The 16118-nt window shown below is 68.5% G+C and carries 26 protein-coding genes; all 26 read left to right on the top strand.

Annotated elements, in window-relative coordinates:
• Nucleotides 1–577 precede the first annotated feature (577 nt).
• A complete protein-coding gene (locus tag GA0070604_RS28040; RefSeq protein ID WP_091127467.1) occupies nucleotides 578–949 on the top strand; it encodes a hypothetical protein in 372 nt (123 codons plus the stop codon).
• A 523-nt stretch (nucleotides 950–1472) separates the two neighbouring features.
• A complete protein-coding gene (gene rpsL / locus GA0070604_RS28035; RefSeq protein WP_014440718.1) occupies nucleotides 1473–1847 on the top strand; it encodes a 30S ribosomal protein S12 in 375 nt (124 codons plus the stop codon).
• 1 nt (nucleotide 1848) lies between these two features.
• Nucleotides 1849–2319 carry a 30S ribosomal protein S7 gene (gene rpsG / locus GA0070604_RS28030; RefSeq protein ID WP_013735957.1) on the top strand — a complete coding sequence of 157 codons (471 nt, stop codon included), beginning with the start codon at nucleotides 1849–1851 and terminating at the stop codon, nucleotides 2317–2319.
• 74 nt (nucleotides 2320–2393) lie between these two features.
• Nucleotides 2394–4490 (top strand): elongation factor G, encoded by a 2097-nt coding sequence (fusA, locus tag GA0070604_RS28025; protein WP_091125174.1) that lies wholly within the window; start codon nucleotides 2394–2396, stop codon nucleotides 4488–4490.
• Nucleotides 4491–4713: 223 nt separating this feature from the next.
• Nucleotides 4714–5907: an elongation factor Tu gene (tuf, locus tag GA0070604_RS28020; RefSeq protein WP_091125170.1), complete on the top strand. Its 1194-nt coding sequence runs from the start codon at nucleotides 4714–4716 to the stop codon at nucleotides 5905–5907.
• 354 nt (nucleotides 5908–6261) lie between these two features.
• Complete coding sequence (rpsJ, locus tag GA0070604_RS28015) at nucleotides 6262–6570, top strand: 30S ribosomal protein S10 (RefSeq protein ID WP_007073037.1); 309 nt, start codon at nucleotides 6262–6264, stop codon at nucleotides 6568–6570.
• Between the two features lie 11 nt (nucleotides 6571–6581).
• Nucleotides 6582–7247 carry a 50S ribosomal protein L3 gene (gene rplC / locus GA0070604_RS28010; protein ID WP_091125166.1) on the top strand — a complete coding sequence of 222 codons (666 nt, stop codon included), beginning with the start codon at nucleotides 6582–6584 and terminating at the stop codon, nucleotides 7245–7247.
• Nucleotides 7244–7894 (top strand): 50S ribosomal protein L4, encoded by a 651-nt coding sequence (gene rplD / locus GA0070604_RS28005; RefSeq protein WP_091125163.1) that lies wholly within the window; start codon nucleotides 7244–7246, stop codon nucleotides 7892–7894. The genes rplC and rplD overlap by 4 nt, the downstream gene beginning before the upstream one ends.
• Complete coding sequence (gene rplW, locus GA0070604_RS28000) at nucleotides 7891–8193, top strand: 50S ribosomal protein L23 (protein WP_091125159.1); 303 nt, start codon at nucleotides 7891–7893, stop codon at nucleotides 8191–8193. Before rplD ends, rplW begins: the two co-directional genes overlap by 4 nt.
• A 12-nt stretch (nucleotides 8194–8205) precedes the next feature.
• The gene (gene rplB / locus GA0070604_RS27995; protein WP_091125155.1) at nucleotides 8206–9045 is read left to right on the top strand and encodes a 50S ribosomal protein L2; all 840 of its coding nucleotides are present in this window, start codon (nucleotides 8206–8208) and stop codon (nucleotides 9043–9045) included.
• A gap of 15 nt (nucleotides 9046–9060) precedes the next feature.
• Nucleotides 9061–9342, top strand: a complete 282-nt coding sequence (gene rpsS / locus GA0070604_RS27990) for a 30S ribosomal protein S19 (RefSeq protein WP_091125151.1) — start codon at nucleotides 9061–9063, stop codon at nucleotides 9340–9342.
• A gap of 40 nt (nucleotides 9343–9382) precedes the next feature.
• The gene (rplV, locus tag GA0070604_RS27985) at nucleotides 9383–9838 is read left to right on the top strand and encodes a 50S ribosomal protein L22 (RefSeq protein WP_091125147.1); all 456 of its coding nucleotides are present in this window, start codon (nucleotides 9383–9385) and stop codon (nucleotides 9836–9838) included.
• The gene (gene rpsC, locus GA0070604_RS27980) at nucleotides 9838–10707 is read left to right on the top strand and encodes a 30S ribosomal protein S3 (RefSeq protein ID WP_091125144.1); all 870 of its coding nucleotides are present in this window, start codon (nucleotides 9838–9840) and stop codon (nucleotides 10705–10707) included. The genes rplV and rpsC overlap by 1 nt, the downstream gene beginning before the upstream one ends.
• 3 nt (nucleotides 10708–10710) lie before the next feature.
• Nucleotides 10711–11136, top strand: a complete 426-nt coding sequence (gene rplP / locus GA0070604_RS27975) for a 50S ribosomal protein L16 (RefSeq protein ID WP_073834927.1) — start codon at nucleotides 10711–10713, stop codon at nucleotides 11134–11136.
• Nucleotides 11136–11372, top strand: coding sequence for a 50S ribosomal protein L29 (gene rpmC, locus GA0070604_RS27970; protein ID WP_007073028.1), 237 nt, complete (start codon nucleotides 11136–11138; stop codon nucleotides 11370–11372). The genes rplP and rpmC overlap by 1 nt, the downstream gene beginning before the upstream one ends.
• A complete protein-coding gene (rpsQ, locus tag GA0070604_RS27965) occupies nucleotides 11369–11644 on the top strand; it encodes a 30S ribosomal protein S17 (protein WP_091125141.1) in 276 nt (91 codons plus the stop codon). The genes rpmC and rpsQ overlap by 4 nt, the downstream gene beginning before the upstream one ends.
• Before the next feature lie 101 nt (nucleotides 11645–11745).
• Nucleotides 11746–12114 carry a 50S ribosomal protein L14 gene (gene rplN / locus GA0070604_RS27960; protein ID WP_007465279.1) on the top strand — a complete coding sequence of 123 codons (369 nt, stop codon included), beginning with the start codon at nucleotides 11746–11748 and terminating at the stop codon, nucleotides 12112–12114.
• Complete coding sequence (gene rplX / locus GA0070604_RS27955) at nucleotides 12111–12431, top strand: 50S ribosomal protein L24 (protein WP_013288626.1); 321 nt, start codon at nucleotides 12111–12113, stop codon at nucleotides 12429–12431. The genes rplN and rplX overlap by 4 nt, the downstream gene beginning before the upstream one ends.
• On the top strand, nucleotides 12431–13000 hold the full coding sequence (gene rplE, locus GA0070604_RS27950) for a 50S ribosomal protein L5 (RefSeq protein WP_091125137.1): 570 nt from the start codon (nucleotides 12431–12433) through the stop codon (nucleotides 12998–13000). Before rplX ends, rplE begins: the two co-directional genes overlap by 1 nt.
• A 1-nt stretch (nucleotide 13001) precedes the next feature.
• Entirely contained in the window at nucleotides 13002–13187 is a 186-nt protein-coding gene (locus GA0070604_RS27945; protein WP_007073023.1) for a type Z 30S ribosomal protein S14, read from the top strand.
• A gap of 96 nt (nucleotides 13188–13283) precedes the next feature.
• A complete protein-coding gene (gene rpsH / locus GA0070604_RS27940) occupies nucleotides 13284–13691 on the top strand; it encodes a 30S ribosomal protein S8 (RefSeq protein ID WP_013288624.1) in 408 nt (135 codons plus the stop codon).
• 16 nt (nucleotides 13692–13707) lie between these two features.
• Nucleotides 13708–14250 carry a 50S ribosomal protein L6 gene (gene rplF / locus GA0070604_RS27935; RefSeq protein WP_091125133.1) on the top strand — a complete coding sequence of 181 codons (543 nt, stop codon included), beginning with the start codon at nucleotides 13708–13710 and terminating at the stop codon, nucleotides 14248–14250.
• Complete coding sequence (gene rplR / locus GA0070604_RS27930) at nucleotides 14247–14636, top strand: 50S ribosomal protein L18 (RefSeq protein WP_091125130.1); 390 nt, start codon at nucleotides 14247–14249, stop codon at nucleotides 14634–14636. The genes rplF and rplR overlap by 4 nt, the downstream gene beginning before the upstream one ends.
• A 33-nt stretch (nucleotides 14637–14669) precedes the next feature.
• Nucleotides 14670–15284 (top strand): 30S ribosomal protein S5, encoded by a 615-nt coding sequence (rpsE, locus tag GA0070604_RS27925; RefSeq protein ID WP_073834922.1) that lies wholly within the window; start codon nucleotides 14670–14672, stop codon nucleotides 15282–15284.
• Nucleotides 15284–15466: a 50S ribosomal protein L30 gene (gene rpmD, locus GA0070604_RS27920; RefSeq protein ID WP_013473693.1), complete on the top strand. Its 183-nt coding sequence runs from the start codon at nucleotides 15284–15286 to the stop codon at nucleotides 15464–15466. The genes rpsE and rpmD overlap by 1 nt, the downstream gene beginning before the upstream one ends.
• A complete protein-coding gene (rplO, locus tag GA0070604_RS27915; RefSeq protein WP_091125127.1) occupies nucleotides 15466–15909 on the top strand; it encodes a 50S ribosomal protein L15 in 444 nt (147 codons plus the stop codon). Before rpmD ends, rplO begins: the two co-directional genes overlap by 1 nt.
• Nucleotides 15910–16118 lie beyond the last annotated feature (209 nt).

Below are 16118 nucleotides of genomic sequence, written 5' to 3'. Positions count from 1 at the left end.
GGAACCGGCCCCGCCGCCGGGAGGCGACCCGACCCGGTCCGTCACCGGTCCGGACCCCGCCGGGGCAGCGCCGGGCAGCGATCCCGCCGGCCCGTGGGCGACGCCGGGCGGCGAGCACCCGGAACATCCGTCGGGCAGCGATCCCGCCAGCCCCTGGGCGGCACCGGGGGCCGGGCCGGACCAGGGGGCGGGCGTGCCGTCGGAGGTCGCCGGCGCGGGGTACGCCCCGCCGCCGGTCACCGGGCAGCCCGTGTCGTCCGGGCAGCCGTGGCCGCCGGCCGGCCCGTACCCGCCCGTGGCGCCAGGGTTTCCGGGCGTATCGCCGGGGCAGTTCCCGCCGCCGGGCGTCCCGGCCGGTTACCCGGGTCACTCCGGTCCCGCCCAGCAGGGGCCGTACCCCGGGCCGCACCCGGCGTCCGGGGCGTACCCGGGAGGTCCGTTCGCGGCCGGCACCGGGTGGGCGGCTCCGGGGAGCGCGCCGGCGGGCGGCGGCTGGCCGCCGGCGGCCGGCGCCCGACCGGGGCCGGTACCGCCGCCCCCACGCGAGGCGCTACGCCCGCCGAGGCGGGTCGACCCGGTGCCGGGCACCCCGTTCGGTGTGGTGCACCTCGACGTGCCCCCGGTGACCTCGGGGCTCGCCGTCGGGTCGCTGGTCAGCGGGATCGCCTCGATCCTGGTGTCGGTGCTGGTCTTCTGCTTCGGCCTGTCCGGGCCGAGGCTCGGCGGCGCCTGGGCGGCCGGGGCGTTCACCGTGCTCGGGGCGCTCGCCGGCGGCGCTGCGATCGTGGCCGGCCTGCTGGCCCGCCGGCAGATCCGGCGGGTGGCGCCGCCGCCGGCGGTCCGGTTCACCGGAAACGGCCTGGCCGTCGCGGGCCTCGGTTGCGGGGGAGCCGGGCTGCTGCTCAGCCTGGTCGGGCTCGTCCTGGCGCTGGTGCTCCAACTCGGGTGACCGAGATCACCCCAGCGGGTGGTACGGCGCGACCTTGGCACCCGGGTCCCGTGGGCCGGGCGGAACCGGGGCCGCCGGGCCGGCTGGTGGGGAAGCCGGTACACTGGTCGCCGTAGGTGCCCATCACGGGCGGGTGGATCAGGACGCGATCGGCCGATGGACCGCGAGGCGGTTTTCCCGGGCCGCTCTGTTTTGACCTGCGCGGCTGTGGTAGGTACCCTTTCCCCTTGTGCCCGGGCGAGCCCGGGCAATGCGTGCGTGCGCTGGAGCCGGTTCGCCGGTGATCGCGCGGCGGCACGACCAAAGCCAAAGATCCGGCACCCGGAGCGTCGCGTGCTGGTGAAAAGACCCGGTACGACGTGCCAGCGGCGCACCGGGACCGTGATCCGGGCGACACGCCCGACCGCGGGTGCTGGGACCTCCGTCAGGTGGTGCCGGTTGGAATGTAGGAGAGCCGTCCATCAGGCCGGCTAGACAGAAGGCGCGGTCGCTCAGCGGCGGCCGAAGGGAGCGGAGAAACCCGGTGCCCACGATCCAGCAGCTGGTCCGCAAGGGCCGACAGGCAAAGACGAGCAAGACCAAGACCCCGGCGCTGAAGGGTTCCCCTCAGCGGCGCGGCGTGTGCACCCGCGTGTACACCACCACCCCGAAGAAGCCGAACTCGGCGCTGCGCAAGGTCGCTCGTGTCAAGCTCAGCAGCCAGATCGAGGTGACCGCGTACATCCCGGGTGTCGGCCACAACCTGCAGGAGCACTCGATCGTGCTCGTCCGTGGCGGCCGGGTGAAGGACCTCCCCGGCGTGCGGTACAAGATCGTCCGCGGTTCGCTGGACACCCAGGGTGTCCGCAACCGCAAGCAGGCGCGCAGCCGCTACGGCGCCAAGAAGGAGAAGAGCTGACATGCCGCGTAAGGGACCCGCTCCGCGGAAGCCGCTGGTCGCTGACCCGGTGTACAACTCGCCGCTGGTCACCCAGCTGGTGAACAAGATCCTGCTGCGCGGCAAGCGTCAGCTCGCCGAGCGCATCGTGTACGCGGCCCTTGAGGGCTGCCGCGAGAAGTCCGGCACCGACCCGGTCGTCACCCTGAAGCGGGCGATGGACAACGTCAAGCCGACCCTCGAGGTGCGCAGCCGCCGCGTCGGTGGCGCCACCTACCAGGTCCCGGTCGAGGTCCGTCCGGCCCGGGCGACCACCCTGGGCCTGCGCTGGCTGGTCACCTACTCCCGCGCTCGGCGCGAGAAGACCATGGTCGAGCGGCTGATGAACGAGCTGCTGGACGCGAGCAACGGCCTCGGGGCCGCCGTCAAGCGGCGCGAGGACACCCACAAGATGGCCGAGTCCAACAAGGCCTTCGCGCACTACCGCTGGTAACACCCTGGTTCCGGCACCCACAAGGTGCCGGAACCCCACCAGTTGTGTCGATACGACGATAAGTAGGGATTGAAGTGGCCGCCGCAGACGCGCTCGCCAACGTACGCAACATCGGCATCATGGCGCACATCGATGCCGGTAAGACCACTACCACCGAGCGGATCCTGTTCTACACCGGTATCACGTACAAGATTGGCGAAACCCACGAGGGTGCCGCCGTCATGGACTGGATGGAACAGGAGCAGGAGCGCGGTATCACCATCACTTCCGCCGCCACGAAGTGCGAGTGGAAGGGCCACACGATCCAGATCATCGACACGCCCGGCCACGTCGACTTCACGGTCGAGGTCGAGCGGTCGCTGCGGGTGCTGGACGGTGCGGTCGCGGTGTACGACGGCGTTGCCGGCGTGGAGCCGCAGACGGAGAACGTGTGGCGTCAGGCGGACAAGTACAACGTCCCCCGGATGTGCTTCGTCAACAAGATGGACCGGACCGGGGCCGACTTCTTCCGCGCCGTGCAGATGATGATCGACCGGCTCAACGCCACTCCGCTGGTCCTCCAGGTGCCGATCGGTGTCGAGGCCGACTTCGTCGGCGTCGTCGACCTGATCGGTATGCGGGCCCTCACCTGGCGCGGGGAGACCCAGAAGGGTGAGGACTACGCGGTCGAGGAGATCCCGGCCGACCTGGCGGACACCGCCGCCGAGTGGCGGGAGAAGCTGCTCGAGACCCTGGCCGACGTGGATGACGCGATCATGGAGAAGTACCTCGAGGGCGAGGAGCTCGCCGCCGAGGAGATCCACGCTGCCATCCGTCGCGCGACCATCGCGGGCAAGGCCAACCCGGTGTTCTGCGGCACCGCGTTCAAGAACAAGGGCATCCAGCCCATGCTCGACGCGGTCGTCGCGTACCTGCCCTCGCCGCTGGACATCCCGGCGATCGAGGGCACCGCGACCGACGGCGAGACCCCGATGCAGCGGAAGCCGTCCGTCTCGGAGCCGTTCTCGGCGCTGGCCTTCAAGATCCAGACCGACAAGCACCTGGGCAAGCTCACCTACGTGCGGGTCTACTCGGGCACGATCGAGTCCGGCATGCAGGTGGTCAACTCCACCAAGGACCGCAAGGAACGGATCGGCAAGATCTACCAGATGCACGCCAACAAGCGGGAGGAGCGCGGCTCCGCCAAGGCTGGCGACATCATTGCGGTCCAGGGTCTGAAGCAGACCACCACCGGTGACACCCTGTGTGACATGGCGAACCCGGTCATCCTGGAGTCGATGACCTTCCCGGAGCCCGTCATCGAGGTGGCCATCGAGCCGAAGACCAAGGCCGACCAGGAGAAGCTCAGCACCGCCATCCAGCGGCTGGCCGAGGAGGACCCGACCTTCCGCGTCAAGCTGGACGAGGAGACCGGCCAGACGGTCATCTCCGGCATGGGCGAGCTCCACCTGGACATCCTGGTCGACCGGATGCGCCGCGAGTTCAACGTCGAGGCGAACATCGGTAAGCCGCAGGTGGCGTACCGCGAGACCATCCGCCGTGCGGTGGAGAAGGTCGAGTACACCCACAAGAAGCAGACCGGTGGTTCCGGCCAGTACGCCCGGGTCATCATCAGCCTGGAGCCGCTGCCGCTGGACAACGACTCGCCGACGTACGAGTTCGCGAACGCCGTCACCGGTGGCCGTATCCCCCGGGAGTTCATCCCCTCGGTGGACGCGGGTGCCCAGGACGCCATGCAGTACGGCGTGCTCGCCGGCTTCCCGCTGGTGGGTGTCAAGCTGACGCTGGTGGACGGTCAGTACCACGAGGTCGACTCGTCCGAGATGGCGTTCAAGATCGCCGGCTCGATGGCGATGAAGGAGGCGGCCCGCAAGGCCGATCCCGCGCTGCTCGAGCCGATGATGGCCGTTGAGGTCACCACTCCTGAGGAGAACATGGGTGACGTCATCGGCGACCTCAACTCCCGTCGTGGCATCATCCAGGCGATGGAGGAGCGCGGCGGTGCCCGCGTCGTCCGCGCCCTGGTGCCGCTGTCGGAGATGTTCGGCTACGTCGGCGACCTGCGGTCGAAGACCCAGGGCCGGGCTAGCTACAGCATGCAGTTCGACTCCTACGCCGAGGTTCCGGCCTCGGTGGCCAAGGAGATCATCGCCAAGGCGACTGGTGAGTGACGCTCGCCTGAGCTGATCCGATGAGCCGGGGCCGGCCGCGGGAGGAATCTCCCGCCCGCGGCCACCTCGGTCGGGTTGTGTGAATCCGGGCCTGTAGGCTTCATCGCCGCAGAACCCACAAAGGCTCTCCGGCCGTCAGGTCGGAAAGGCTGTCGACAGAGTCCTAAGCGCCGACCCGGCGCACCGGGGCGAACGAACCAAGAAAGTCCACAGGAGGACACCAGTGGCGAAGGCGAAGTTCGAGCGGACTAAGCCGCACGTCAACATCGGCACCATTGGTCACATCGACCACGGTAAGACGACGCTGACGGCGGCCATCACCAAGGTCCTGCACGACCAGTACCCGGAACTGAACCCGTACACGCCGTTCGACCAGATCGACAACGCGCCGGAGGAGAAGGCGCGTGGTATCACGATCTCGATCTCGCACGTCGAGTACCAGACCGAGAACCGGCACTACGCGCACGTCGACTGCCCCGGTCACGCCGACTACATCAAGAACATGATCACCGGTGCCGCCCAGATGGACGGCGCGATCCTGGTGGTGGCGGCGACCGACGGCCCGATGCCGCAGACCCGCGAGCACGTGCTGCTGGCCCGTCAGGTCGGCGTGCCGTACATCGTCGTGGCGCTCAACAAGAGCGACATGGTCGACGACGAGGAGCTCCTGGAGCTCGTCGAGCTCGAGGTCCGCGAGCTGCTCTCCTCGCAGGAGTACCCGGGTGACGACCTGCCGGTCGTCCGGGTCTCGGCGCTGAAGGCCCTCGAGGGCGACCCGGAGTGGACCCAGCGTCTGCTCGACCTGATGAACGCTGTCGACACCGCGATCCCGCAGCCGGAGCGCGAGACCGAGAAGCCGTTCCTCATGCCGATCGAGGACGTCTTCACGATCACCGGTCGTGGCACCGTGGTCACCGGCCGCGCCGAGCGTGGCGTGCTCAAGCCGAACGAGGAGGTGGAGATCGTCGGCATCCGCGAGAAGTCGATGAAGACCACCTGCACCGGCATCGAGATGTTCCGCAAGCTGCTGGACGAGGCCCGGGCCGGTGAGAACGTCGGTCTGCTCCTCCGCGGCATCAAGCGCGAGGACGTCGAGCGCGGCATGGTCGTCATCAAGCCGGGCACCACGACCCCGCACACGGAGTTCGAGGCGACGGTCTACATCCTCTCCAAGGAGGAGGGTGGCCGCCACACCCCGTTCTTCCAGAACTACCGTCCGCAGTTCTACTTCCGGACCACGGACGTCACCGGCGTCGTCACGCTGCCCGAGGGCACCGAGATGGTCATGCCGGGCGACAACACCTCGATGACCGTCAAGCTGATCCAGCCCATCGCGATGGAGGAGAACCTCAAGTTCGCGATCCGGGAGGGTGGCCGTACGGTCGGCGCGGGTCGCGTCACCAAGATCATCAAGTGAGCTGGGTAACCCCGATTAGCGTCGCCGCCGGTCGTGCGGCATACTAGTCAGGTTGCGTAACGACGGTCAGTCGCCTGCGTCCGGTGAATGCTGGACCTCCGGGTGACCGACGGTCTCGCGTAGGGTGGTTGGCTGCCCCTGGCGGTCAACCACCCTCGCGCGGCGTCCAGGTCGCGGTGACGCGATCGGCGCCATGACCCACCGCGTGGTCAGAGAACCGCTCCGGAGTCCCGGGGCGGAGCCTGACCCTAGGGCGCGACACGCCCGACCGCGGGGGTCGGCGGAAGTGGGCCTGTGCCAGCCGGTACAGGCGCCCGCAACACAGCGGCATCGAGAGAAGGAACAGAAGCCACCATGGCGGGACAGAAGATCCGCATCCGGCTCAAGGCCTATGACCACGAGGTCGTCGACTCCTCGGCTCGGAAGATCGTCGAGACGGTGACGCGTACCGGGGCGCAGGTCGCTGGCCCGGTGCCGCTGCCCACGGAGATCAACCGTTTCTGCGTTATCCGCTCGCCGCACAAGTACAAGGACTCGCGCGAGCACTTCGAGATGCGCACGCACAAGCGTCTGATCGACATCATCGACCCGACCCCGAAGACGGTCGACTCGCTCATGCGCCTCGACCTGCCGGCTGGCGTCGACATCGAGATCAAGCTGTAGGGACCGGACAAATGGACAGGCAAGTCAAGGGGATCCTGGGCGCAAAGCTCGGCATGACCCAGGTCTGGGACAACAACCGCGTTGTCCCGGTGACCGTGGTTCAGGCCGGCCCGTGCGTCGTGAGCCAGGTTCGTAGCGCCGACAAGGACGGTTACTCCGCGGTCCAGCTGGCGTACGGGGCCATCGACCCGCGCAAGGTCAAGAAGCCGATGGCCGGGCACTACGCCAAGGCGGAGGTCGCGCCGCGCCGGCACATCGTCGAGCTGCGCACCAGCGACGCCGCGGACTACTCGCCGGGCCAGGAGGTCACGGTCGAGGAGTTCCCCGCCGGCATCGTGATCGACGTCACCGGCAAGACCAAGGGCAAGGGCTTCGCCGGTGCGATGAAGCGGCACGGCTTCCACGGTCTGCGCGCCAGCCACGGTGTCGAGCGCAAGCACCGCTCGCCGGGCTCCATCGGCGCCTGCGCGACCCCGGGCCGCGTCTTCAAGGGCACCCGGATGGCGGGTCGGATGGGTGGCGTGCGCTACACCGTCCAGAACCTGACCGTCCAGGCGGTCGACACCGAGAACAACCTCCTGCTCGTCCGTGGTGCCATTCCGGGCCCCAAGGGCGCGCTGGTTCTGGTCCGCACCGCGGCCAAGACCAAGGCGAAGAAGGGCGGTGTGGCCAAGTGACCACCGTTGACGTCCTCAGCGTCGAAGGCACCAAGAGCGGCTCCGTCGAGCTGCCGGCCGACATCTTCGACGCCCAGGCCAACATCGCGCTGATGCACCAGGTCGTGGTGGCTCAGCTCGCGGCGGCTCGGCAGGGCACGCACAAGACCAAGACCCGCGGCGAGGTCTCCGGTGGAGGCAAGAAGCCGTACAAGCAGAAGGGCACCGGTCGTGCCCGCCAGGGCTCGACCCGTGCGCCGCAGTTCGCCGGCGGTGGCGTGGTCCACGGCCCGGTGCCGCGCGACTACAGCCAGCGCACCCCGAAGAAGATGAAGGCCGCCGCCCTGCGTGGCGCCCTCTCCGACCGGGCCCGCGCCGGCCAGGTGCACGTCGTCGAGGGGTTCGTCTCCGGCGACAAGCCGTCGACCAAGGCCGCGCTGGCCACGCTGGCGAAGCTGACCGAGGCCCGTCGCGTCCTGGTCGTGCTGAGCAGCACCGACGAGCTGAACTGGGTGTCGCTGCGCAACGAGCCGCGGGTGCACCTGATCGAGGCCGGCCAGCTCAACACGTACGACGTGCTGGTGGCCGACGACGTGGTCTTCACCAAGGAGGCCCTGGACGAGTTCCTGGGCGTTCCCGCCGAGACCACCGAGGAGGGTGGCAAGTGAGCACGATCGCCGATCCGCGCGACATCATCGTCGCGCCGGTCGTCTCGGAGAAGAGCTACAGCGAGCTGAACCGCAACTGGTACACCTTCCTGGTGCACCCGGACGCGAACAAGACCGCGATCAAGATCGCCATCGAGCAGATCTTCAACGTCCGCGTCCTGACGGTGAACACGCTCAACCGCGAGGGCAAGCGCAAGCGGACCCGCACCGGGTTCGGTAAGCGCAAGGACACCAAGCGGGCGATGGTGAAGCTGGCTGACGGTGACCGTATCGAGGCCTTCGGCGGCCCGGTCAGCTGAGGGGTGTAGACAATGGCTATCCGTAAGTACAAGCCGACGACGCCGGGCCGGCGTGGCTCGAGCGTCGCCGACTTCGCCGAGATCACCCGGTCGACGCCCGAGAAGTCGCTGCTGGCTCCGCTGCCGAAGAAGGGCGGTCGCAACGCCCACGGTCGGATCACCACGCGGCACCACGGCGGCGGTCACAAGCGCCAGTACCGTCTGATCGACTTCAAGCGGGTCGACAAGGACGGCGTGCCGGCGAAGGTCGCCCACATCGAGTACGACCCGAACCGCACCGCGCGTATCGCGCTGCTGCACTACGCCGACGGCGAGAAGCGCTACATCATCGCGCCGAAGGACCTGAAGCAGGGCGACACGGTGGAGTCGGGCCCGGGCGCCGACATCAAGCCGGGCAACAACCTGCCGCTGCGCAACATTCCGGTCGGTACCACGATCCACAACGTGGAGCTGCGTCCGGGCGGCGGCGCCAAGCTGGCCCGTTCGGCCGGCGTCGGCATCCAGCTGCTCGGCCGTGAGGGCGCGTACGCGACCCTCCGCATGCCGTCCGGTGAGATCCGGCGGGTCGACGTGCGCTGCCGCGCCAGCATCGGCGAGATCGGCAACGCCGACCAGTCGAACATCAACTGGGGTAAGGCCGGCCGGATGCGGTGGAAGGGCAAGCGCCCGACCGTCCGCGGTGTCGCGATGAACCCGGTCGACCACCCGCACGGTGGTGGTGAGGGTAAGACCTCCGGCGGTCGCCACCCGGTCAACCCGCAGGGTAAGCCCGAGGGCCGCACCCGTCGTAAGGGCCAGCCGAGCGACCGGCTGATCGTCCGCCGCCGCTACGCCACCCGCAAGCGCGGCTAACAGGAGAGCTGACAGATGCCTCGCAGCCTGAAGAAGGGCCCGTTCGTCGACGACCACCTGATCAAGAAGGTGGAGACGCAGAACGACAAGGGCACGAAGAACGTCATCAAGACCTGGTCGCGGCGCTCGACGATCATTCCCGAGATGCTCGGGCACACGATCGCCGTGCACGACGGACGCAAGCACGTCCCCGTGTTCGTGACCGAGGCCATGGTCGGGCACAAGCTCGGCGAGTTCGCGCTGACCCGCACGTTCAAGGGTCACGAGAAGGACGACCGGAAGAGCCGCCGGCGCTGACGCCGCGGGCATACGGATAGAGGAACAAGGGGTTACAGCGATGCCAGGAAAGGGCGACGCTCCGGTGCTTCCGGGCGCGCGGGCGGTTGCGCGGCACGTGCGCATCTCGCCGATGAAGGCGCGCCGGGTGGTCAACCTCGTCCGCGGCCTGCCCGCGAAGGAGGCGCTCACGGTGCTGCAGTTCGCGCCGCAGGCTGCGAGCGAGCAGGTTTACAAGGTGCTCGCGAGCGCGATCGCCAACGCGGAGAACAACGAGCGGCTGGACCCCGATGCGCTGCTCGTCAGCGAGGCGTTCGTCGACGAGGGCCCGACGATGAAGCGGTTCCAGCCGCGGGCACAGGGTCGGGCGTACCGGATCCGCAAGCGCACCTGCCACATCACGGTGGCGGTCGAGGCGGTTGCGCCGGCCGCGCCGAAGAAGTCGGCGAAGAAGGCCGAGCCGGCGAAGAAGGCCGAGGCGGCTGAGGGGCAGAGCAAGACGGAGGGTGCCGAGTAATGGGTCAGAAGGTTCACCCCACCGGGTTCCGGCTCGGCATCTCGACCGACTGGAAGTCCCGCTGGTTTGCGGACAAGCTCTACAAGGACTACATCGGCGAGGATGTCAAGATCCGCCGGATGATGTCCAAGGGCCTGGAGCGCGCCGGCATCTCCAAGGTCGACATCGAGCGCACCCGGGACCGGGTCCGCGTCGACATCCACACCGCCCGGCCGGGCATTGTCATCGGCCGTAAGGGTGCGGAGGCCGACCGGATCCGGGGCGAGCTGGAGAAGCTCACCGGCAAGCAGGTCCAGCTGAACATCATCGAGGTGAAGAGCCCCGAGTCGGACGCGCAGCTGGTCGCCCAGGGCGTTGCCGAGCAGCTGTCCAGCCGGGTCAGCTTCCGTCGGGCCATGCGCAAGGCGATGCAGTCGGCGATGAAGAACCCGGTCTGCAAGGGCATCCGGGTGCAGGTCTCGGGCCGTCTCGGCGGCGCCGAGATGAGCCGGACCGAGTTCTACCGCGAGGGCCGGGTTCCGCTGCACACGCTGCGGGCCAACATCGAGTACGGCTTCTTCGAGGCCCGTACCACCTTCGGCCGGATCGGCGTGAAGGTCTGGATCTACAAGGGCGACGCCGTCCCGGGCCGGGAGGCTCCGGCCGAGGCCGGCCCGTCCCGCCCGCGCCGTGACCGTGGCGACCGCCCCGAGCGGCCGCGCCGTGGCCGGTCGGGTTCGTCCGGCACGACCGCCGGTGGCACCGAGGCCGGCCGGGCTGCCGCGACCACCGTCGCGCAGCAGGCCGAGACGCCGAGCGGCGAGCCGATCGACAGCGCGGCTGTCGCCGGCACCGCCGTCGCTCCGGCAGAAACGCAGCAGGAGGGCTGACAGATGCTGATGCCGCGCAAGCCCCCGAAGGGCTTCCGCAAGCCGCACCACCCGGACCGCCACGGCGCGTCCAAGGGCGGTAACCGGGTGGTGTTCGGCGAGTTCGGGATCCAGGCTCTCGAGCCGGCGTACGTGACGAACCGCCAGATCGAGTCGGCGCGTATCGCGATGACCCGCCACATCAAGCGTGGCGGCAAGGTCTGGATCACGATTTTCCCGGACCAGGCCCTCACCAAGAAGCCGGCGGAAACCCGGATGGGTTCCGGTAAGGGCTCGCCCGAGTGGTGGGTCGCCAACGTCAAGCCGGGGCGGGTTCTCTTCGAGATGTCCTTCCCGAACGAGCAGATCGCGCGAGAGGCGATGCGTCGCGCGATCCACAAGCTCCCGATGAAGTGCCGCATTGTTACGCGCGAAGTGGGTGAATCCTGATGGCAGCGGGCGTCAAGGCCTCCGAGCTGCGTGAGCTCTCCGAGGAGGAGCTGGTCACGAAGCTGCGTGAGGCGAAGGCGGAGCTGTTCAACCTCCGCGTGCAGGCCGCAACCGGGCAGCTGGACAACAACCGGCGGCTGCAGGTCATCCGTCGGGAGATCGCCCGGATCTACACGATCATGCGTGAGCGTGAGCTGGGTCTCTCGGCCGCGCCGACTGAGGTGACTGCATCATGAGTGAGAACACCACCGCCACCGCGCGGGCCCGCCGCAAGGTGCGTGAGGGCCTCGTGGTCAGCGACAAGATGGACAAGACCGTCGTGGTCGAGGTCGAGGACCGGGTCAAGCACGCGCTGTACGGCAAGATCATGCGCCGGACCAGCAAGCTGAAGGTGCACGACGAGCAGAACTCGGCCGGCATCGGCGACCGGGTCCTGATCATGGAGACCCGGCCGCTGTCCGCCACCAAGCGGTGGCGGCTCGTGGAGATCCTCGAGAAGGCCAAGTAGCGAAGGCTCGAGCTCGGCCGGCTTCGGTCGGGCGCAGGTTCCGCCAGGCTCCGGCCGCCCCGTGAAGGCGGCCGGAGAACCGGCAGACATAGGAGATAGACGTGATTCAGCAGGAGTCGCGACTGCGCGTCGCCGACAACACGGGTGCCCGGGAGATCCTGTGCATTCGCGTTCTCGGTGGCTCCGGTCGGCGCTACGCGAGCATCGGCGACGTCATCGTGGCCACGGTCAAGGACGCGATCCCCGGTGCCGGTGTGAAGAAGGGCGACGTCGTCAAGGCCGTCGTCGTTCGCACCGCCAAGGAGAGGCGGCGGCCGGACGGCTCGTACATCCGCTTCGACGAGAACGCCGCCGTCATCATCAAGGACGGCGGGGACCCGCGCGGCACCCGTATCTTCGGCCCGGTGGGCCGCGAGCTGCGGGACAAGCGGTTCATGAAGATCATCTCTCTCGCGCCGGAGGTGTTGTGACCGTGAAGGTCAAGAAGGGCGACACGGTCGTCGTCATCGCCGGCAAGGACAAGGGTGCCAAGGGTAAGGTCATCGCGGCCTACCCGCGGCAGGACAAGGTCCTGGTCGAGGGCGTGAACCGGGTCAAGAAGCACACCCGCATCAGCACCACTCAGCGTGGCGCCAAGACCGGTGGCATCGTCACCCAGGAGGCCCCGATCCACGTCTCGAACGTGATGGTCCTGGACTCCGACGGCAAGCCGACCCGCGTCGGTTACCGGATCGACGACAACGGCCAGAAGGTCCGCATCGCGCGTAGCACCGGTAAGGACCTGTGATGACCACGGCTACCGAAACGAAGACCATGCCGCGCCTCAAGGAGCGGTACCGCAGCGAGATCGTGGCCGAGCTGCAGAAGCAGCACAACTACGGCAACCCCATGCAGGTGCCGCGGCTGGTCAAGATCGTCGTCAACATGGGTGTCGGCGAGGCCGCTCGGGACGCCAAGCTGATCGACGGCGCGGTCCGCGACCTGGCCACCATCACCGGCCAGAAGCCGCAGGTGCGGCGGGCGACCAAGTCCATCGCGCAGTTCAAGCTCCGCGAGGGCATGCCGATCGGCGCGAAGGTCACTCTGCGCGGCGACCGGATGTGGGAGTTCCTGGACCGGCTGCTGTCCATCGCGCTGCCGCGTATCCGCGACTTCCGCGGCCTGGACGGGCGCAAGCTCGACGGGCACGGCAACTACACGTTCGGTCTGACCGAGCAGTCGGTGTTCCACGAGATCGACCAGGACAAGATCGATCGCCAGCGGGGCATGGACATCACGGTGGTCACGACCGCCACGACCGACGACGAGGGCCGGGCGCTGCTCAAGCTCCTGGGCTTCCCGTTCAAGGAGAACTGAGATGGCCAAGAAGGCGCTGATCCTCAAGGCGGCCGCGAAGCCGAAGTTCTCGGTTCGCGCGTACACCCGCTGCCAGCGGTGCGGGCGTCCGAAGGCGGTCTACCGCAAGTTCGGTCTCTGCCGGGTGTGCATCCGGGAGATGGCCCACCGCGGTGAGCTGCCCGGCGTGTCCAAGGCTTCCTGGTAATAGCCCGGCGCGCTTCGCGCGTTAGCTGAACTGTCTCTTCGCCGTAGGCCCCGGGCCTGGCCCGGGGAACCACGGCGAGAAAGGTTGACGAATTTCATGACGATGACCGACCCGATCGCAGACATGCTCACGCGTCTGCGTAACGCCAACCAGGCGTACCACGACCGGGTGACGATGCCCTACTCGAAGATCAAGGCGAACATCGCCGAGGTCCTCAAGGCCGAGGGTTACATCGCCACCTGGTCGGTCGAGGAGCCCGAGGAGGGCGCCGTCGGCAAGCGACTGGTCGTCGAGCTGAAGTACGGCCAGAACCGGGAGCGGAGCCTGGCCGGCATCAAGCGCGTGTCCAAGCCCGGTCTCCGGGTTTACGCCAAGTCGGACGGGCTCCCGCGGGTGCTCGGCGGGCTGGGCGTGGCGATCATTTCGACGTCCCAGGGGCTGCTCACCGACCGGCAGGCCCGCAAGCGGAGCGTTGGCGGGGAAGTCCTCGCCTTCGTCTGGTAACGGGAGACAGGTAGAAATGTCGCGTATTGGACGTAAGTCGATCCCGGTGCCAGCCGGTGTCGATGTCACGATCGACGGCCAGACCGTCAAGGTCAAGGGCCCCAAGGGCGAGTTGAGCCACGTGCTGGCCGAGCCGATCACGGCGGAGCGGGGCGAGGACGGCGCGCTGCACGTCAACCGGCCGAACGACGAGCGCAAGGCCAAGGAGCTGCACGGCCTGAGCCGTACGCTGGTTGCCAACATGATCGTCGGGGTGACCGAGGGCTACCGCAAGAGCCTGGAGATCGCCGGTACCGGTTACCGCGTGACCGCCAAGGGCAAGGACCTGGAGTTCGCGCTCGGGTTCTCGCACCCGGTGGTCGTGACGGCGCCGGAGGGCATCACCTTCACGGTCGAGAAGCCGACGCTGTTCCACATCGCCGGCATCGACAAGCAGCAGGTCGGTGAGATCGCCGCGAACATCCGGAAGATCCGCCCGCCGGAGCCCTACAAGGGCAAGGGTGTGAAGTACCAGGGCGAGGTCATCCGCCGCAAGGCTGGAAAGGCAGGTAAGAAGTGAGCGCCACGCTGCTCAAGCGCCGCCGCGGCGTCGCCGCCAAGCGCGCCGTCGGGCGTGCGCGTCGGCACTTCCGGGTCCGCAAGAACATCAGCGGCACCACCGAGCGTCCTCGCCTGGTCGTCACCCGCTCGCTGCGGCACATCGTCGCCCAGATCGTGGACGACACCAAGGGGCACACCCTGGCGTCGGCCTCGACCATGGACGCCTCGCTGCGCGGCGCCGAGGGCGACAAGAGCGCCCTGGCCGGCAAGGTCGGCGCCCTGCTCGCCGAGCGGGCCAAGGCCGTCGGCGTCTCGAAGGTCGTCTTCGACCGCGGTGGCAACCGGTACGCGGGGCGGGTCGCCGCGCTTGCCGACGCCGCCCGCGAAGCCGGGCTCGAGTTCTAGAAACCCCGTCACGAGAGAGAAGGAAGGCTGCTGATGCCAGGTCAACAGCGCCGTGGCGGCGGGTCCGGTGGCAACGAGGGTGGTCGCCGCGACAACCGCCGTGAGGGCGGCCGCGGAAACGCGCCCGTCGAGAAGACCCCGCACCTTGAGCGGGTCGTCGCGATCAACCGCGTCGCCAAGGTCGTGAAGGGTGGTCGTCGCTTCAGCTTCACCGCCCTGGTGATCGTGGGCGACGGCGACGGCACCGTCGGCGTGGGCTACGGAAAGGCCAAGGAGGTGCCCGCGGCGATCGCCAAGGGTGTCGAGGAGGCCAAGAAGCACTTCTTCAAGGTGCCGCGGATCGGCGCCTCGATCCCGCACCCGGTGCAGGGCGAGGACGCGGCCGGCGTGGTGCTGCTCAAGCCGGCCTCGGCCGGTACGGGTGTCATCGCCGGTGGTCCGGTGCGTGCCGTCCTGGAGTGCGCGGGCATCCACGACGTGCTCTCCAAGAGCCTCGGTTCGTCCAACCCGATCAACATCGTGCACGCCACGGTGGCGGCCCTGAAGGCGCTGGAGTCGCCGGAGGCGGTCGCGGCCCGTCGTGGTCTGCCGGTCGAGGACGTGGCGCCGGCCGCGATGCTGGCGTCCCGGGCGGGGGTGGCGTCCTGATGGCACGCCTGAAGGTCACCCAGGTCCGGTCCGAGATCGGGACCAAGAAGAACCAGCGTGACTCGCTGCGTTCGCTCGGTCTCAAGCGGATCAACGACGTGGTGGTCAAGGAGGACCGGCCGGAGATCCGCGGCATGATCTTCACGGTCAACCACCTCGTGAAGGTCGAGGAGGTCGAGTAATGACGATCAAGGTCCACCACCTGCGCCCGGCGCCGGGGGCCAAGACCGACAAGACCCGTGTGGGTCGCGGTGAGGGCTCCAAGGGCAAGACCGCCGGTCGCGGTACCAAGGGTTCCAAGGCCCGGAAGAACATCTCGCCGGCGTTCGAGGGTGGGCAGATGCCCATCCACATGCGCCTGCCGAAGATGAAGGGCTTCCGGAACAAGTTCAAGGTCGTCTTCCAGGTTGTCAACCTGGACCGGCTTGCCGAGCTCTTCCCGAACGGCGGCCAGGTCGGCCCGATCGAGATGGTCGAGGCCGGCGCGGTCCGCAAGGGCCAGCCGATCAAGGTGCTCGGCACCGGCGACCTCGGCGGCGTGGCTCTCCAGGTGTCGGCGCACGCGTTCAGCGCGTCGGCCAAGGAGAAGATCACCGCTGCCGGCGGCTCGATCACCGAGCTGTAAGGCACGATCCGTGGCGCCCGCTCAGTCGTCCAAGGCTGGGCGGGCGCCATGGTATCCCTGGCGGATGTGCGCCGGGTAACATCGGATTCGTTTTATGTAGCCGGGCACATCTGCCCGGACGGGGATCGGGCTGTTAGAGTCCCTTCCCAGCTATGGATATCGGGCATCCGGCCCGGCACCCACCCCACCCCGCCAGGGATCATCACCGG

Source organism: Micromonospora eburnea, assembly GCF_900090225.1.
Classification (GTDB): domain Bacteria; phylum Actinomycetota; class Actinomycetes; order Mycobacteriales; family Micromonosporaceae; genus Micromonospora; species Micromonospora eburnea.
Note: the sequence above shows the minus strand (reverse complement) of the source record. Positions and strands in the feature narration are given on the sequence as shown.